The organism is Ruminococcus flavefaciens MA2007 (assembly GCF_000621845.1).
In the GTDB taxonomy this organism is placed as follows: domain Bacteria; phylum Bacillota; class Clostridia; order Oscillospirales; family Ruminococcaceae; genus Ruminococcus; species Ruminococcus flavefaciens_E.
On record NZ_KK211356.1, the window covers coordinates 23870 to 41249 of the forward strand.

A 17380-nucleotide genomic window follows, 5' to 3' on the forward strand; every position below is an offset into this window, starting at 1 on the left:
GAAGCGTTAATGAAGCGCTTCGGGGCATTGTATTTTTTATTTGGATATTCAATTGTATTTCAGCTCAACTAAAGCCCAGTCATCTGTGGTTATCTCATATTTGTTTCCGCAGTACGGGCAGGTTTTGTTTTTCGTTGCGTCAAAACTTGCACCGCAAGACGGGCACGCGATCTTTGTCATGGAAAAGTTGAAATTCACAGGGATATCAGTGCGGCGTTTTAATGTTGCGCTAAAAATCTGTTTTTTGAAAAATACTTTGTCATTACTCGCATAAAGTACATCAAAATATGCTTTTGTTTCAACTGTTACGAAATTTCCCTCTTCATGGATACTTTTACAGCCTAACGCTCCGCCATAATTCATATCTATGATATCCTTCATCTTAGGATCAAGTTTTCCCCCTTTATAAAACAAAAGCTCATTCTCGTTCTCGGAAAATACAGCTGTTTTTATAAGGGACAAAGTCTTGCTCGTAAAATACTCATAAGAAAACTCAGGACTGATTTTTTTCATTCTTGTTTCAAATTTTCTGCGTGAACCGGCAGTTCCCATTTTTCCCGCAGAAGAGATAACTCTTACTATCATTTTCATAAACAGGAAATAAACATACAGAAAATAGGCTATAAAAATACTTAATATGGTAAATCCTATATAATAGCCTGATCCCTTGCTGAATATAATGCCAAGGATATACACGGCGATAAGCATGATGATAAAAGAAGTGAGGTATCCCGATAAGAATTCCTTTTTTGTCATTCCGAAAGTATCTATAAAATAATAGGACGTGACCTTTGGGAAAAGGTCGTCCATCTGAAACCTTGTCCCACAGTAGGAACAGCCGTTTTGAAGACCTGAAACAGTGGATACAGCACCGCAGTTCGGACAGCAATACGTATCGTTATCAGGGTGGATACCGTTGACTACGTCTGTTATTGTTTCATATAAAACGCTCTTGCGGTCATCTTTATACTTTATCCTGACGTTTTGTTTTACTTTACGTTTTATTCCGCTTTGATTAAAGCAGACAGTGCTTTCATAGTGGGCGTCTTTCCAGCTGTTTCCTGCGATGAATTTGTTTTTATTATCGTCTCTTGAATAGATATCATAGGAAATTTCCAGTCCTTTTTTGGAAAGCCTGTCATGCTGGAGCTTGAGTATATATGTAATATCATTATCTGCAAATGGTATGCTTTTTCCATTGCAGACAGCCGCTCCGAGTGAGGCTCTGAAATCATTTAATTTGCGGTCAAAAACACCTGAAACTTCTTTGATATTAAAAAAATTGTACCCCATATAAATATCTCCCTATCATTAAATTGTTGATTGACCTGATATACCCCAATTTATACTGCTAATATAATATCATTTTCCTGCATGGTTGTCAATAGAAAAAACGCCATAGCACTTCTGACCGTAAATCAGAAATACTATGGCGAAAACTTATATATCAGCACCGTTATTTCCGGAAAGTACCTTTTTATATCGCGCTCAACGGTTTATCTCTCTGCAACAGCGAAAATAGTTCCGTTGCTGTCTGTGAAGATGTCAACGTCAGGTCCGTCGTGGGTGAAGGCTTCACGGTAGGTGAATTTCAGCCAGTTGTTGTCCTTTACGTAATCATCTGTGATATGCTCATAATTCTCGGGGAGCTTGTCTGTGCGCTCCCAGAGCATATAAAATGCGCGTTCTCTGTTGATAACGTCCGTGATATAATCAGAAACGGCGTTGCTGGCTTTAGCAAAGTCTATACACATATTTGACGAGATATAAGCTCCGCCTGCGTTTGAGAATACAGTATCCAGTGCGTAATAATCAAGAGTGCTGTTGTATTCATCGCCTGCGACCTCTCCGTTTGTGACCTTCCAGCTGCCGTCGCTGAGCTTCTCGAAATCGAGCTGTATGGACTCAGCCTTGACGGGTATGGTCTGACCGCCTATATCGGCGTTGTATACCTTGTATATCCTTTCCCATGTAAAGGAATCGTCTGTAGCATAGAGAGCCTTGTCGCAGATTATCTCACCTCTGTCGGCTTCATTGACGGGCATAGCTGTAACGATGTGCTGTGTTGAGTATATACCGCCGTTGTATCCGATTATATCCAGATAACGTGTAGGCTGATGAATGACAGAGCCAACAGCGCAGTCGCTGAGGTCAAAGCCTAAGCCGAATTCGCGCTCGGGCTCGTAGATGTACTGACTGTAGTAGTCCTTCAGCTCGTTGATATCATTGGAGCGGGGCTCTTTTACCTTGTAATATGTGGCAAGATAATAAAGTGAATCGCCCTCTCGTCTCATACCGAAGTCATCACCGAGGCTCTCATCGTATTCGCCCCAGTAGCGCCAGAACTGTATAGGCTCTGCGCTGTTGTCGGTATTTGTATCCGAGCTTAAAGCAGCTGCTTCAAAGTATACGTTCACGTTATCCTCAAAGAGCTTTTTCATCTCCTCATTGGATAAAGGTGCTGATACAGCGTTATCTGCTGTTTCGGCAGCTGCCTCTGTGGCTGCTTCTGTAACGGCGTGGGCTTCTTCGGTCTGTTCCTCAGCCTGCGCGGCTAAATGATTTGAACCGCTCATCTTAGGCAGCATATAAGCAGCTGCGACTACACCTCCTGCCATAACAGCAACGGCAGCCGCACTGCTGAAGAATCTTTGCCATATAGGACGGCGGTAGGGCTCAACTCCCTCCACTTTCACAGTGTACTCATTATTGTTGTCGTTGTTTTTCATTTCACTAAGCTTTCTTTCATTCATAGTAAATACCTTCTTTCGTTAAAAATCAGATGAAAGCCCTGCATTTTTATATTGGTGATATCGGCTTTCATAAATACTAATCGAAAGAAGCAGGTAAAATGTTACACTATCGGCAAAAAATTTTTTATCGGACAGTTGAGACAACATCATAAAGCTTAGGAAGTCAAGCTATATCGGCGCTTTTATCTTGCTGAGCTCAGTTTTCCTTTTTGCGTGACATAAGCATGAATGCTCCGCCTGCCATTACGAGTACAGCTGCGCAGGCTGCTGCTGCGGACTTGTTGCCTGTCTGCGGAAGTGTGGAAACGTTTGTTGTAGTTGTTGTGCTGCCTGATGTTGTAGAAGCAGCAGAAGATGATGTGCTTGTTGAAGATGCTGCGGTAGTTGTTGTAGCAGATGTAGTGGTAGTTGCAGAAGTAGTGGTGGTCGTTGTTGTGGTTGTAGTAGTTGATGTTGACTGGCTGCTGTCAGTCTTTTTGCCGTAGAATTCATCGAAGAGTGCGCTGAGTTTGCTGTAGTTGTATACGTCGGAGTAATCCTTTGTGCCGTCTGCATTCTTCTTTACTATATCATAATCAGGAACGATACCGTCGTCGATAGTATTGCCGTCCTTGTCAACGAACTTCAGACCTGTTGAAAGGGCGTATAACAGACCGTCAGGTGTGAAGTAGCGGTTTGTTGCACAGGTGCCGCCGCCGCTTCTCTCGCCTATGAGCATTATGCCTGCGTCCTTTGCAAGTGAGGGCATGAGATTAGCGCATGAGAATGAGTAGTTAGATGTGATGATACCGAATCTGAGGTCTGTCTTGAAAGCCTTGTCCTTGTCGTCGTATGCCTTGTCGAGGTTCTTGTCAATGACAAACTTCGCATTTTCAGTCTTGCCGTTCATAACGACAGTTACATTGTCGAGGTCGTTTATAAGTCCCATCATATACTGTACTATGCTGAGGCTTCCGCCGCCGTTTGTGCTGAGGTCGATAACGAAGTTCTTTACAGCCGGATCAGCGTCTGCCTTTTTTATGCTGTTATAGAATTCACTTACAACGTCCTGCGGCAGCTCGCCGTTATTGAAGTAGTAGTTGTACCAGCCTGCTGCGTTGTCCTCGAAAAAGTTGAAAGCGAAGAAGGCAGTATCGCCCTTTACGGAATACTCCGAGCCGTTGCCCTTCTCATAAGTATCGGCAGTCTTGTACATTTCTTCTCTTGTCTTTAATGCGGTATATCCGCTGTTGTTGGAATTATTCAGCACGGCATAATGGTCAAAAGCGTCCTCGGGCATTGCTATAGTCTGGAATTTAGCTGAAACGGCAGAAGCGAGGTCTTTGCTGTTCTGAAGCATAAAATCAGTAAATACAGTATGTCCGCCGTCCCAGAGATAGTCGTTGAGCATTTCATAGCCTGCACAGTAATCATAAAGGTCTTCTGAAAGGAGGAGCTCCTTTATCTTCTTTGTGCCGTCGCTTGCTGTTGAGAGCATTTTATCAAAGCCGTTCTCTTCAAGGAGCTCATTGTACTTGAATCTTCCCGGGAAACCGTAGTTTCTGTCGAAACAGAAGCAGAGCTCGTTGTAGTTGTACTCTATCATATCCTTTGGACGTCCGTTTTTGTATTTCTCAATAAATGCAGCGGTGTGTTCGGGAGTACCTGCAAGAGCTGTTCTTGAATAAGTGGAGAGGATTTGAGGGAAGAAATACAGGTCATCGTCGATTACTGCACCCTGATTAAGAGAATACTCATAAAAATCACATAAGGTCGTAGCAGGCCACCATATATCCTTTTCGTCTCCGCGGATATCTATGTCATATACGGAGAAGTCCTGAGTATAGCTTACCTTTTCATCTTCATCTTCTTCCGCCGATGAATCTCCCTTTACATATGTGAAGATGTTTTCACCGTTGCTTTCTAATATATACTGAGGATATAAAAAGCCTGCGGCGTCATCAGTTGAAACTGTATCCTTGTTTGTGTCGATGATACCTGTAGCGCCGATGGGCATTTTTACTTCATAGGTGCCGTCATTTTTGTTTGTGATAGCGAGCTCCTGATCCGGATACTGACACAGCCAGCAGCTGTAGTAGTCTGAGAGCTTGATGTAGGGTACATTCGGCATATCGTTGTAGTAGCGGCACTCGATCTCTTTCAGTTTTTCATCTGAATAGAGGTGCGCTGTCATCTTTCCTGTGGTGTACTCGGCAGTATCTGCTGCAAAGGCTGTCATTGCAGTGAATGCGCCGGAGCTTATAAGTACGGAAAGAGCGGATAGTCCTGCGATAGTTTTTTTGCTGTTCATGATCATTCTCCTTGATAATAATTTAACAGTCCAGAACTTAAAAACAAAGCAATTTCATCTTTAGGGAAATTGCTGTATAGTTTATAAGTTCTGAAAGTTATGTTTTATTATAACACATTTTATCATATATAGTCAATAGCTTAACATATTTTCGGCAAAAAGCTGTATCCGATATTATTTGCCGTACTTCATGCTGTTGAGAATCCACTTTTTTATCACAAAAAAACTGTTGATTCATCATATTATTTTAAGACTCCTTTAAGTTATATAGTATATAATGAACATAGTCAAGAAAATGGTTGACTTGAATGGGCGATATTAAAAAAAAGGAGAATGATATTTATGAGAAACAACGGTTTAAGAAAACTATTTGCAGGTCTTTCGGCAGCCTGTATAGCTGCGGCGGCAATGCCTGTTGTGAGCTTTGCGGCAGAGACAGAGGTCTCTTCAGTCGTAGGCGACGCAAACTGCGACGGCAGCGTTGATATGTCAGACGTTGTCCTTATCATGCAGGCAATGGCAAATCCAAACAAGTTCGGTCTGGGCGGAACCGACGAACACGCTATCACTGAGCAGGGCTGGAAAAATGCGGACTGCAACGGCAAGGCTGACGGAGTTTCCACAGACGACGCGCTTGCCATTCAGCTTTATCTCCTCGGCAAGGGCGAGATAAGCAGCGGCAAGACTGATGAGCAGCCTCCTGCTGTAGAAGCCACAAAGATACACCTCAAGAATACCACTATCACAGTTGAGGGCGAGAATGCCACAGTTGATGGTACTACCGTTACTATAACACATTCGGGTGAGTTCTACATCGACGGTACTCTTGACGACGGTCAGATAAATGTAAATATTGCTGACGAGACTGCCGACGCAGAGACCGTAAAGATATTCCTCAATGGCGCAAATATCACAGGCAAGAGCGCTCCTGCTATTCTCGTGACAAACGCTGAGAATACCTCGATAAATATCGTTGACGGTACTGAGAATACTATCACCGACGGCGAGACTGCTTACGCAGGCGACTTCGCAAAGGCAGCTCTTATCGAAGCCAAGGATGATATTACCTTCAAGGGCGGCGAAAAGGACGACGGAGTCCTCAATATTACCGCTAATGTTCAGGACGCCATATCCTGCAATAATGACATCAAGGTAAACGGCGGCATTATCAATATTACCACAAATAATTCCGAGACCAAGACCGACGGTATCAAGGCTAAAAAGTCTGTTACCATCAAGGACGGTACTCTCGATATAGACGCTGCAGGCGACGGTATCAAGTCCACCAAGGACGCTGTTACTGTTTCGGGCGGTATTACAAGAATCAAGGCAGGCAATGACGCTGTACAGGCTGAAACAACTATCGACATCAGCGACGGAAAGCTCGTTGCAGGCGGAGACAGAGGCCTCACAGCTGTTACAGGCATCAACATCACAGGCGGTACAGTTATCGCTACAGCTACCGATAATCAGGCAGACGAGAAGCTCATGGGCGGAACTACCCAGACAACAGCTCTTCTCAACTGCATTGCCGATCCAACCAATGAAAAAGACGGCACATGGAAAAAGGATAATTCCATAGTTACAGGAAGTCTCGATGTTAAGTACACCAAGAAGTTCAAGTATGTTCTTATCAGCGACAAGTCCATAAACGGAGCAAAGTCCTGCGGCTTCAAGAACCTTTCAACAGGTGCGGCGGTAACACATACAGACGGCAAGCAGACGCAGTTCCAGCTCAGTCTTGTAACTGTATTCAATAACGTTGATCCTTCGGGCGCAGGCAGCGGAACGATCGTTGAGCCTGATCCGACAGCTGACGGACTTACTATAACCCTTTCAGACTCAGGCATGACCACAAATGCGTCCTCAGAAGCAAAAATCGAAAACAACGTATGCACTATTACTCAGCCGGGTGTATTCACTGTAACAGGCGAGATGACAGGCGGACAGATAGTTGTTGATGTGGACAAGACTAAATATCCCGAGGGCGTTGTAGAGCTTGACCTCAGCGGCATGAGCCTTACAAACACCAAGGATTCACCTATATATGTAGCCTCTATCGCAGACGAGGTAGTTATCGTCGCTAAAAACGGCACAGAAAATACTATTTCAGACGGAACAGAATACACCAACGCAGACAACGATACGGGAGCTATCTACTCCAAGGACGATATCAAGTTCAAGGGCAAGGGCAAGCTCACTGTAAACGGCAACGCCGCTGACGCTATCGTCGGCAAGGACGATATCAAGATATACAACGGCACACTGGTGGTTAATGCTGCTGACGACGGAATCCGCGGCAAGGACAGCGTTACTATTGGCAATACATCATCTGACGGTACAGAGGTCGATTACTCAGCGCTCTCTGTAACCGTAAAGACCAAGGCTGGCGACGGTATCAAGGCAACAGCTACAGATGTTTCTTCGACAGCAAAGCAGCTGGGTATCGTTACTGTCAACGGCGGTACTGTAAATATCGACTCCTACGCAGACGGCATCTCTGCTGAGCAGTTCTTCGTTATGAACGGCGGCGACCTGACTGTCAAGACCTATCAGGGCAGCTCCTACACAGGCAGCGGCGCAAACACAGGCGGTCAGCAGGGCGGCTTCGGCGGCAGACCGGGCGGCGGCGGAATGGGTATGGATGGCAATGCCAACAAGACCGATATCTCCGCAAAGGGCATAAAGGCTGTAGGTCTTTATGACGAGGCAGGCACTACATGGCAGAGCGCAGGCGATATTGATATCAACGGCGGTAAGATAACCATTGATTCCTCCGATGACTGCATACACTGCGGCGGCGATATGACTCTCACAGGCGGCGAGCTGAAGCTTGCTTCTGCTGATGACGGAGCTCATTCAGACCATACTCTCACAATCGGCACAAAGGCCAGCGGAAAGTATGACGACATAGTTATATACGTTGAGAAGTGCTACGAGGGTATCGAAGCTCAGAAAATCTACCAGAACAGCGGTTCTGTTGTTGTGAACTCCACTGACGACGGCTTCAATGCGGCAGGCGGCAGCGACGGTTCAGGCATGGGCAATCCCGGTATGCCTTGGGGACAGGGCGGCGGTGGCTTCGGAGGAGGCGGCTTCGGCGGCAGCTCAGGAGACTACCTCATGCAGTTCAACGGCGGCTTTGCAATAGTCAATGCTGCCAACGGCGACCATGACGGCTATGATTCCAACGGTAATATCGAGATAAACGGCGGATATATCGTATCAAACGGCAACGAGCCATTTGACTGCGGAGACCGCGGCAGCTCTATCATCGTAAACGGCGGAACATGGGTATCAAACTGCCCGTCAGGCGGCATGAGCATGGGCGGCAGCGAGATGACAGCTTCTGTAACAGCTTCTTCTAATGTCAGCGCCAATACAAGGCTTTCACTTGTTGGCAAGGACGGCAAGGTCATAGTTTCATTCATAGTTGACAAGGCTGTAAGCCAGCTCAAGGCAGGCGGCACAAATACTTCGGGAGCTTCGTTCTATACAGGCGGAACTCTCAGCGGTTCTGCATACTTCCAGCAGCTTGACCAGACACAGCTTGCTGCATACGGCGGTACATTAACAGGCGGCACAGCAGTAAAGTAAAGCCACGGCTTAACTGTGATATCCATATAGAAATTTTATGTTTATTATTGAGATAACCCCTTTTGAAAAAGGGGTTATCTCAAACTCTCTCCCTAAAACTTTCAGTTTTATTTTTTCTCATATAGGGCTCGCTCTGTATTATTACAGGGCTTTTTTTATTTTAGGCGAGCCCTATATGAGAAAAAATCAGCTAAAAAAGTCTTTGGAAAGGGGTATGGGGGTGACTCCCCGCAGTGCGGGGAGATGTCCGCAGGACAGAGGGGCGCGCCTCCGTCAGAGGAACCTTTCTTCAGAAAGGTTTCCCCCATAAATAACTATAAGCTTCTATATAAGTATCACGGTTATACCGTGGCTTTTGCTTGTGTTATTGGTCCGCAGGGATTATGGGAAGGTCTATGGAGCCGTCGGGATTGACCTTTACGCTGTCGTTTGCAGCGGTTGTGTTTTCTTCGGCAGACGCTGCTGTTTCCGCAGTATATGCCTCTGTTATCTCTTCTTTTGCTGCCTGTGTTGTCTCTGCTTCCGTTTTTTCGGGCTGCTTTTCATCGCTTTTGCTTGTTGTCTCAGTTTCGGACGTAACAGCTTCTGTTGTATTTGCAGTTCTTTCTGTTGCCGCAGCTGCGGCAGTAGTCACTGACGTATCAGTAGAGCTGTTGCTGCTGTCGGTATCGCTGTTTTCTACATTGCAGCCTGTCAGCAGCAGAGAGGCTGCAAGAAAAATATGTATCAGTTTTTTCATGATTCTCCTCTTATCGCAACAGGCAGCCATATTAATGAGCTGCCTGTTTTTATAGTATTCTTATTTATTCGGCATAATCAGATGCGGCGATGAAATACTCGTAAAGGGCATTAGCCATTACGATATCCTTTTTAGCAGCGTCCTTCTTGCCCATAACACGGAAAGCCCATGACATAGGGCTGAATAAGTAATCAGTACCCTGATAGTTCAAATTGAATGTAGTACCGAGCTGTGTAGGTGTTATGCCCGGAACTTCAAAACAGACCTTTCCGTTTGCGCCTTTAAATGCATAGGTTTCAGCAAATGGTGAAATTACAAGCTTATTGTTCTCATCGAATGTCCACATATCATATGCAGCAACATCGTGGCCTGACTCCTCATACTTGGCTGTGTACAGACGAACAGCCAGCTTTGAGTTAAGAACAAGTGACATTAAAGCTTCGCTTGAATCGAACATTGGCTGATACTTATTGAAAGAATACTCGCCGAATACTGTTTTTGCGTCGAGGATATCCTTTGAGTGGTCCTTTACCTCGGGCAGAGTTCCGTTGCTGAAATATGCTTCGGAGACCTTTCCGTACTGCTTTGTTGCGTTTACAAGGGCTTTGAGCTTGGTATTGTCTGAAGTGCCAACAGCGTCAAGATAATCATTTACTGAAAAAGCAAGAGTATCAACAGGTGTTTTGCTGCCGCCGTAATAAAGCTCGGCAGTTATCTTGCTGTTCATTTTGTTTGCGGCAACATTGGCTGTTACGCAGTAAACTTCCTTGCCGCCTATTGTTTTGAGCTCAAGTTCGTGAAGAGTATTGCCTGCCTCGTCGCAGTCGCCTGATAACTTCACCTTAAAGCTGTCAGCGTTTTCTTCGTTTACCTCACCGACGATGAAGTTCAAGCCGATGCCGTCGTTGAGAGTAATATTCTTGCTGCTGAACTTTGGAACTGAAAGTCCGATAATATAAGGCTCGGTTTCTGTGCCCTTACCGCCTGTTATATAGAAGCCCTTAGGAGTTACAGACTTATCCTTGCGAGTTACATAAAAACCGTTATGTACTTCCGTAAACATGGTGTCGCCTGTTTTCCAGATATACTGATTATCTGCGTCGGAGTTTTCAAATGCGGTTATTGTAATATCACTGCTTACCTTTGCTGAGGGATAACCCGAATTAGGATCATCATCGACTACGAACCATGTCTCGCCTGTAATAGCAATGGTGTCGCCTTCTTTATAAAGTGTGCCTACTGCTGGAGCTTTTTTCTCTGCTGCTGCATTGGCAGTGATACCGCTGCCTGCATTGAAAAAGCCGCCTGCATTCACAGGCATTGCTCCTGCAATAAGAGCCATTGACATTAAAAATGCAGTTGTTTTCTTAAAACCAAGGTGTTTTTTCATTACTATGTCCTCCTTATTCTATTACAAATGGCATATTAAGAAGCTGAACTTACTTCTGATAAACACGGCAAAAAACATCAATAGTACAAATAATACGGAATTTTTGAATCGAAAAACAGGACAAGAAGACATTATAAAATCATGATGTGTTCTTTACAGAAGCTTTTAGCTTTTTGGGAAATAAATATACATTTTGTCGATTTCAAGTGCTTATATACTTAAAGTCGTTAGTATTATATCATAGCTGTTTTTGAATGTCAATACTATATTTGCCATTTTGTGATTTTTCTTGCCAAATATAAATAAAAAAGCTCCGACATAACCGTAGTACGTATAAAGAAGTTTTATGCTTATTATTGAGAGAACCCCTTTTGAAAAAGGGGCTCCTCTGACGGAGGACGTCCCCTCTGTCACTGCGTGACATCTCCCCGCACTGCGGGGAGTCACTCTCAAACTCTCTCCCTAAAACTTTCGTTTTGTTTTTTCTCAGATAGAGCGCTTTATAAAATAAAAAAGTCCTGCAAAATGCAGGAGCGCCCTATCTGAGAAAAAACCAGATAAAAGTCTTTGGAAAGGGGTATGGGGGAGAACCTTTCTTCAAAAAGGGTTCCCCCATAATTAACTATAAGCTTCTATATGAGTATTACGGTTATGGTCGGAGCCTTTGATGCTATTCTGTTACATCGTCAAAGAAACATAAAAAATATTGTATCCGTTCTCGCTTTCAGCCCATATTTTTCCGTTATGCTCCTTGATTATGCTGTCGGCTATAGAAAGTCCGAGACCGTAGCTCTGTCCGTCGTTTCTTGCCTGATCTACGCGGTAGAACCGCTTGAAGATATTCTCGCGTTCCTCCTTTGTAAGGGGAGTGCCGAGACCTGCTACTGACAGGATACATTCCGAGCTGTGACGCTTCAGCTTCACGGTGACTTTATCGGCTGGATCGGAGTATTTCAGCGCATTATCCAGCAGGATATTCACCACCTGTCTCAGCTTGTCCCTGTCGCCGCTGACCTTGATATCATTGTCGATATCCGATGAGAGCTCCATGTCATTCTCATAAAACAGCGGTTCAAAGGGGAGTATGCTGTCGTTTATCAGCTTGCTGAGGTCAACTGTTTCGCACTTTATCTGCGTTCTGTTATTGTCAAGCCTTGCAAGCTCCAGAAGGCTCTCGACCAGTCCTCTCATACGCTGTGATGTTGAGAGGATATTCTTTGTAAATCCGTCTCTGGCACTTTCCAAGTAGCTCTTATCACTCATCATTTCCGCATTTGTCATGATAACAGTCAGCGGAGTTTTCAGCTCGTGGGAAGCGTCCGCAATGAACTGCTTCTGCTCGTTCCATGTCTTTTCAACAGGCTTTGTCACCCATTTTGCAAGGAGCAGGCTTATCAGAAAGAACACCGCATACCCTATAAGACCTATTATGACCATATTCCTGATAAGTCCCTTTATCATGGCTTTTTCGCTGGATATATCCGCAAAAACTATAGATCTCATGCGTCCGCGGTAGTTTTTCATGTACCTCAGACCGTAGTCCGGCAGTATTCCCGTTTCTTTTTTGCTGGCATTTACAGTATCCACAAGCTTTTCCAGCATCTCTGTATCTGTAAGGTCGAAATAATCTCCGCCTGAAGCAGTTATCTCGCCGTCATGGGAGATATTTACCGTAAAAAAGGGGAGACGTATATTATCGGGAGTTTTGTCGGGCTTATGCATTGAAGCGTCGGCAGGCGGACGAAATGCCATAGTTCTCATCATCTGTTCGCTCTCGCGCTCCATATTCTGCATTGTAAAGTGCAGTACAAGTCCGAAAATCACGATAAACAGGACAGTGACAATGCTCATTATCACTGCAATGAATTTTATCCTCAGCCGTTTCAGCATTATCCATCACACTCCAGATGATAGCCCAGACGACGCATGGCTTCGATACGGACATTTGAGCCGATACTTACAAGCTTCTTACGCAGGAAGCTCACATATGCCTCAACGTGGTTCTCCACAGCATCTGAATCGTATCCCCATACCTTTGTGAGCAAGGTCTCCTTTGAGATGTGTTTTTCTCCCGAGACCATAAGCATTCGCATGACTTCAAACTCTCTTGCGGAAAGTCTCACGTTATTCTCGCCGCATATCAGCGAAGCCGACTCCATATCAAGGCGTGTGTTGCCGAAGGTAAGCTCGTTGACCTGCGAGCCCTGTCTGCGGAGAAGCGCATTTATGCAGGCGAGGAGCTCCCTTGCGTCAAAGGGCTTAGTGAGGTAATAGTCCGCACCTGCGTCAAGCCCCTGCACCTTGTCTTCAATATCGGATTTTGCCGTCAGCATTAAAATAGGTGTGGAATTGCGCTTGGCGCGGACAGCCTTTGCCACCTGATAGCCGTTCTTTTTCGGAAGCATTATATCGAGTATTATCAGGTCGTAGATATTCAGCATAGCGTACTGCTCGCCGCTTTCGCCGTCATAAACAGCCTCTGCTTCAAAGCCCTTTGACTCCAGCATAAGCTTCAGCGAATCAGCAAGCACCTTTTCGTCTTCTATAATGAGTATCTTCATATGTGATTCCCCTTTCTTCACATAATATATACGCACGTAACGCCGAGGCGGCGTTTCCTACATTAATTATAATACAACACAGAGCTGAATACAAGCTGAAAATAAAAGCTTTTGCTGTAATTTCACTTAACTTTCACTTTGGTTTTACAGCATTCACACTGTTTTTCAGTGTCAATTCAGCGTTTACAGGTATAATTTAAGCATAGGATACGGCGCACGCAGACATAACTTGCCCATTCAATGGCTGTGTGCGCACCTATACCAATGAAAAGAGGTGAAAACTATGGATCTCAGACATGAGATAAAGCATGAGATAAACTACTCCGACATGATAACGATACGCCACAGACTCAGCGCAGTAGCATATCACGATCCACACGCCATAGACGGAAAATACTTTATCCGCAGTCTTTACTTCGATAACCTTGCAGACAATGCGCTTATGGAAAAGATAAACGGCATGAACCGCCGTGAAAAGTTCCGTATCAGATACTACAACGGCGATACCTCGGTCATTCATCTTGAAAAGAAAAGCAAGATAGACCACCTCGGCAACAAGCAGAGCGCACCGCTGACAGCACAGCAGGCTCAGAGCATAGTTGACGGGGATACGAAATGGATGATAGATTCACAGTACCCACTTATACGTGAGCTGTACACCAAAATGGCAACAGAGGGGATAGCTCCCAAAACTATAGTAGACTATACAAGAGAGCCATTCATCTATCCCGCGGGAAATGTCCGCGTCACCCTTGATTATAATATCAGGAGCGGTCTGCGGTGTACAGATTTTCTCAGCCCCGACTGCGTGACAGTACCCGTTTCGGATTCTATCGTTCTTGAAGTCAAGTGGGACGGTTTTCTTCCCGATATAATCAGAGACGCAGTTTCCCTCTCAGACAGGCGTGAGGGAGCTTTCTCAAAATATGCAGCCTGTAGGATATACGGATAAAAAGGAGTTTTTATTATGAGTTTCAGTGATATTTTCAAGTCTAATTTTATAGAGAATGTGACCAGCGTCAGCGTTCTTGATATGGCAGTAGCCCTGCTTCTTGCATTCGGTCTGGGAATGTTCATATTCCTCGTTTACAAAAAGACCTATTCGGGAGTTATGTACTCCGCAAGCTTCGGCACAACACTCGTTGCACTTACAATGATAACCACAGTAGTTATCCTCGCAGTTACCAGCAATGTGGTACTTTCGCTCGGTATGGTGGGCGCACTTTCTATCGTCCGTTTCCGTACAGCAATAAAGGAACCTCTTGATATCGCATTCCTGTTCTGGTCTATCGCAGTCGGTATCGTTCTTGCGGCAGGCATGATACCTCTTGCAGTTATCGGCAGCGTTATCATCGGCGTTATCCTGCTGGTATTCGTAAACCGCAAGGCAAGCAAGAACCCTTACATCGTAGTTGTACGCTGTGACGGTCACGACAGCGAGACAAAGGCTAAGGCTTTCCTTGACGGCAAGACCGAAAGATGCGTAGTAAAGAGCAAGACAGCTCAGAAGGGCTCTGTTGAGCTTAATATGGAGATACGCCTCAAGGACGACAACACTGATTTCGTCAATACCCTTGCAGATATGGAGGGCGTCAGCAGTGCTGTCCTCGTAAGCTACAACGGCGACTACATGGGATAAGGGTGTGATTTGATGTCAGTACATAAAAACATAGACAGGATATGCATTGCGATAACAGCTTTTGCCCTTGTCATAGCCTTTATCTTCTGCAATAGTCAGGCGCTGGGCATAAAAACGACGGCTCATGCCATAGGCTATGAGAACCGCCTGTTTGACCGCTCAAAGGTGCATACCATTGACATAGTCATGAACGACTGGGAGGGCTTCATAGAGGGCTGCGAGAGCGAGGAATACTCCGCCTGCAATCTTGTTATCGACGGCGAAGCTGTGAAAAACGTCGGTATCAGAGCAAAGGGCAATACTTCCCTCAGCTCCGTAAAGAATATGGACAGCAGCCGCTACAGCTTCAAGATAGAGTTCGACCAGTACGAAAACGGCAAGACCTATCACGGCCTTGACAAGCTGTGCCTGAACAATATCATTCAGGACAACACCTACATGAAGGACTACCTTGCGTATACGCTGATGTATGATTTCGGCGTGGACGCCCCCCTTTGCAGCTATGCCTATATCACGGTGAACGGCGAGGACTGGGGACTGTATCTTGCTGTTGAAGCTATCGAGGAGTCATTCCTTGAAAGAAACTACGGCAGCAATTACGGCGACCTCTACAAGCCAGACGCTATGAGCTTCGGCGGCGGACGCGGCAACGGCAAGGACTTTAGTATGGGGAATTTTATGGATAAAGAGAGCGGAGAAGATACAGAAAGCTCCGACAATTCAAATGATAACAACAAGCAGTTCACTCCTCCCGATTTCGGAGGCGGAATGCCTGACTTCGGCGGTGAAATGCCTGATTTCGGTGACTTTGATCCCGAAAATATGCCTGAGGACTTCGATCCCTCAAAGATGTTCGGCGAGAACGGCGAAAAGCCCGACTTCGGCGGCGGTCAGATGCCTGACATGAACGGAAAAGGCGGATTCGGCGGCGGCTTCGGTATGGGAAGCGACGATGTAAAGCTTAAATATACCGATGACGATATAGACAGCTATTCCAACATCTTCAATAACGCAAAAACTACAGTTGATAAAGCCGATAAAAAGCGCCTTATCAGCTCACTGAAAGCTCTTTCGGAGCAGTCAGACCTTGAAAATACCGTCGATGTTGAGGAAGTTATCCGCTACTTTGTAGTTCATGATTTCCTTGTAAACGGCGACAGCTACACAGGTCAGATGATTCACAACTACTACCTCTATGAGGAAGACGGTCAGCTCTCTATGATACCGTGGGACTATAACCTTGCATACGGTTCATTCATGGGCGGAAACGCTTCATCTTCCGTTAATTCGCCAATCGATACTCCTGTGACAAACGGCATGAGCGACAGACCTATGATCGCTTGGATATTCGATAATGAGGAATACACAGAGCAGTATCATCAGCTTTTCAGCGAGTTCCTTGACAGCGTGGACTTTGAAAAGCTTGTGGCAGATACCGCAGAGCTTATCGACAAATACGTCGAAAAAGATCCTACAAAATTCTGCACCTGCGACGAGTTCAAAACAGGCGTTGAAGCTATCAGCAAGTTCTGCACTCTCCGCGCAGAAAGCGTCAGCGGACAGCTCGACGGCACTATCCCGTCTACCACAGAGGGACAGAAAGAGGACAGCTCTGTACTCGTTGACACAGACGGTCTGAACACCTCTGATATGGGCTCCATGGGCGGCGGAAAAGGCGGATTCGGCGGAGGTCAGAAGGGCGGTTTCGACAGGAATAACAGCTCAAAAAAGGCAGCTACATCTGATACTTCAAAGAAAACTGAAGACTCCGAGATAGTGCAGACTTCAAATACTTCATCTATCTCTTTAAAGATGCTGAGCAATATCCAGCCGCTTGCAAACGAGGATAATTCCAGCCGCAGCGGCAAACCACAGCGCGGCAGCGGCGAGAAGCCCAACTTTAGCGGCGGACAGCCTCCTCAGGGCTTCGGCGGAGAAATGCCCGACGACTTTGATCCTGGCAATATGCCTGATTTCGGCGGTCAGCCCCCTCAGGGCTTTGACGGCGAAATGCCCGGTGACTTTGATCCGAATAATATGCCTGACGGCGCTCCGTCTTTCGGAGATAACGCCAAAACAGATGATGAGGACGCAGACAGCTCCGAGACGGAAAAGGTCACAGAGGCTGAAAAAGGCACTGAAAACGTGGAAAAGCCTGCGCCGAATGGTGATGAAAACAGCAGTTCCGCTCCTCAGAATGAAAATAAGTCAAGAGGCGGCGAAAGACCGCAGATGGGAGACTTCCCCGATATGAACGGAGCACCTCAGCAGAACAACACCACAGCATATATACTGCTTGGCGTGTCAGCTCTGGCACTTCTGCTCGGTCTTGGATTTGCCCTGAAATTCAAGAGATGAGCCTTACAGAAAACAGAATAATACGCAAAAAAGCTCCGACCATTCGGTCGGAG

The 17380-nt window shown here is 45.7% G+C and carries 11 protein-coding genes; 4 read left to right on the forward strand and 7 right to left on the reverse strand.

The features are described from left to right. Window positions 1-48: 48 nt before the first annotated feature. The 3 genes from T497_RS0114675 to T497_RS0114685 all read right to left on the reverse strand — a co-directional run bounded on the left by T497_RS0114675 (window position 49) and on the right by T497_RS0114685 (window position 5043). Window positions 49-1293: a hypothetical protein gene (locus T497_RS0114675; RefSeq protein WP_028516264.1), complete on the reverse strand. Its 1245-nt coding sequence runs from the start codon at window positions 1291-1293 to the stop codon at window positions 49-51. A gap of 203 nt (window positions 1294-1496) precedes the next feature. After that, window positions 1497-2753: a hypothetical protein gene (locus tag T497_RS0114680; RefSeq protein ID WP_028516265.1), complete on the reverse strand. Its 1257-nt coding sequence runs from the start codon at window positions 2751-2753 to the stop codon at window positions 1497-1499. 196 nt (window positions 2754-2949) lie between these two features. After that, window positions 2950-5043, reverse strand: coding sequence for a S41 family peptidase (locus tag T497_RS0114685; RefSeq protein WP_028516266.1), 2094 nt, complete (start codon window positions 5041-5043; stop codon window positions 2950-2952). Window positions 5044-5385: 342 nt separating this feature from the next. Here T497_RS0114685 and T497_RS17810 point away from each other — a divergent pair, with 342 nt between their 5' ends. Beyond that, entirely contained in the window at window positions 5386-8640 is a 3255-nt protein-coding gene (locus tag T497_RS17810; RefSeq protein ID WP_051530700.1) for a carbohydrate-binding domain-containing protein, read from the forward strand. A gap of 364 nt (window positions 8641-9004) precedes the next feature. Here the strand turns inward: T497_RS17810 and T497_RS0114700 are convergent, their stop codons facing one another. The 4 genes from T497_RS0114700 to T497_RS0114715 all read right to left on the reverse strand — a co-directional run bounded on the left by T497_RS0114700 (window position 9005) and on the right by T497_RS0114715 (window position 13330). Further along, window positions 9005-9379, reverse strand: coding sequence for a hypothetical protein (locus tag T497_RS0114700; protein ID WP_028516267.1), 375 nt, complete (start codon window positions 9377-9379; stop codon window positions 9005-9007). Between the two features lie 64 nt (window positions 9380-9443). Further along, complete coding sequence (locus tag T497_RS0114705) at window positions 9444-10769, reverse strand: hypothetical protein (protein WP_028516268.1); 1326 nt, start codon at window positions 10767-10769, stop codon at window positions 9444-9446. Between the two features lie 678 nt (window positions 10770-11447). Next, a complete protein-coding gene (locus T497_RS0114710) occupies window positions 11448-12659 on the reverse strand; it encodes a sensor histidine kinase (RefSeq protein WP_028516269.1) in 1212 nt (403 codons plus the stop codon). After that, entirely contained in the window at window positions 12659-13330 is a 672-nt protein-coding gene (locus T497_RS0114715) for a response regulator transcription factor (protein ID WP_028516270.1), read from the reverse strand. Before T497_RS0114715 ends, T497_RS0114710 begins: the two co-directional genes overlap by 1 nt. Before the next feature lie 283 nt (window positions 13331-13613). On the opposite strand from T497_RS0114715, the gene T497_RS0114720 reads away from it, so the two are divergent. Genes T497_RS0114720 through T497_RS17085 form a run of 3 tightly spaced genes read left to right on the forward strand, consistent with a single transcriptional unit; the run spans window position 13614 to window position 17327 of the window. Beyond that, entirely contained in the window at window positions 13614-14282 is a 669-nt protein-coding gene (locus T497_RS0114720; protein ID WP_028516271.1) for a polyphosphate polymerase domain-containing protein, read from the forward strand. Between the two features lie 15 nt (window positions 14283-14297). Further along, window positions 14298-14969, forward strand: coding sequence for a DUF4956 domain-containing protein (locus T497_RS0114725; RefSeq protein ID WP_028516272.1), 672 nt, complete (start codon window positions 14298-14300; stop codon window positions 14967-14969). A gap of 12 nt (window positions 14970-14981) precedes the next feature. After that, window positions 14982-17327 carry a CotH kinase family protein gene (locus T497_RS17085; RefSeq protein ID WP_051530701.1) on the forward strand — a complete coding sequence of 782 codons (2346 nt, stop codon included), beginning with the start codon at window positions 14982-14984 and terminating at the stop codon, window positions 17325-17327. The last annotated feature ends 53 nt before the right edge of the window (window positions 17328-17380 follow it).

Bases quoted from the DNA above. Each gene is read 5' to 3' on its own strand.
- T497_RS0114705 (WP_028516268.1), bottom strand. From the start codon at position 10,769: ATGAAAAAACACCTTGGTTTTAAGAAAACAACTGCATTTTTAATGTCA.
- T497_RS0114680 (WP_028516265.1), bottom strand. From the start codon at position 2,753: ATGAATGAAAGAAAGCTTAGTGAAATGAAAAACAACGACAACAATAAT.
- T497_RS0114710 (WP_028516269.1), bottom strand. From the start codon at position 12,659: ATGCTGAAACGGCTGAGGATAAAATTCATTGCAGTGATAATGAGCATT.
- T497_RS17085 (WP_051530701.1), top strand. From the start codon at position 14,982: ATGTCAGTACATAAAAACATAGACAGGATATGCATTGCGATAACAGCT.
- T497_RS0114685 (WP_028516266.1), bottom strand. From the start codon at position 5,043: ATGAACAGCAAAAAAACTATCGCAGGACTATCCGCTCTTTCCGTACTT.
- T497_RS0114700 (WP_028516267.1), bottom strand. From the start codon at position 9,379: ATGAAAAAACTGATACATATTTTTCTTGCAGCCTCTCTGCTGCTGACA.
- T497_RS0114720 (WP_028516271.1), top strand. From the start codon at position 13,614: ATGGATCTCAGACATGAGATAAAGCATGAGATAAACTACTCCGACATG.
- T497_RS0114715 (WP_028516270.1), bottom strand. From the start codon at position 13,330: ATGAAGATACTCATTATAGAAGACGAAAAGGTGCTTGCTGATTCGCTG.
- T497_RS0114725 (WP_028516272.1), top strand. From the start codon at position 14,298: ATGAGTTTCAGTGATATTTTCAAGTCTAATTTTATAGAGAATGTGACC.
- T497_RS17810 (WP_051530700.1), top strand. From the start codon at position 5,386: ATGAGAAACAACGGTTTAAGAAAACTATTTGCAGGTCTTTCGGCAGCC.
- T497_RS0114675 (WP_028516264.1), bottom strand. From the start codon at position 1,293: ATGGGGTACAATTTTTTTAATATCAAAGAAGTTTCAGGTGTTTTTGAC.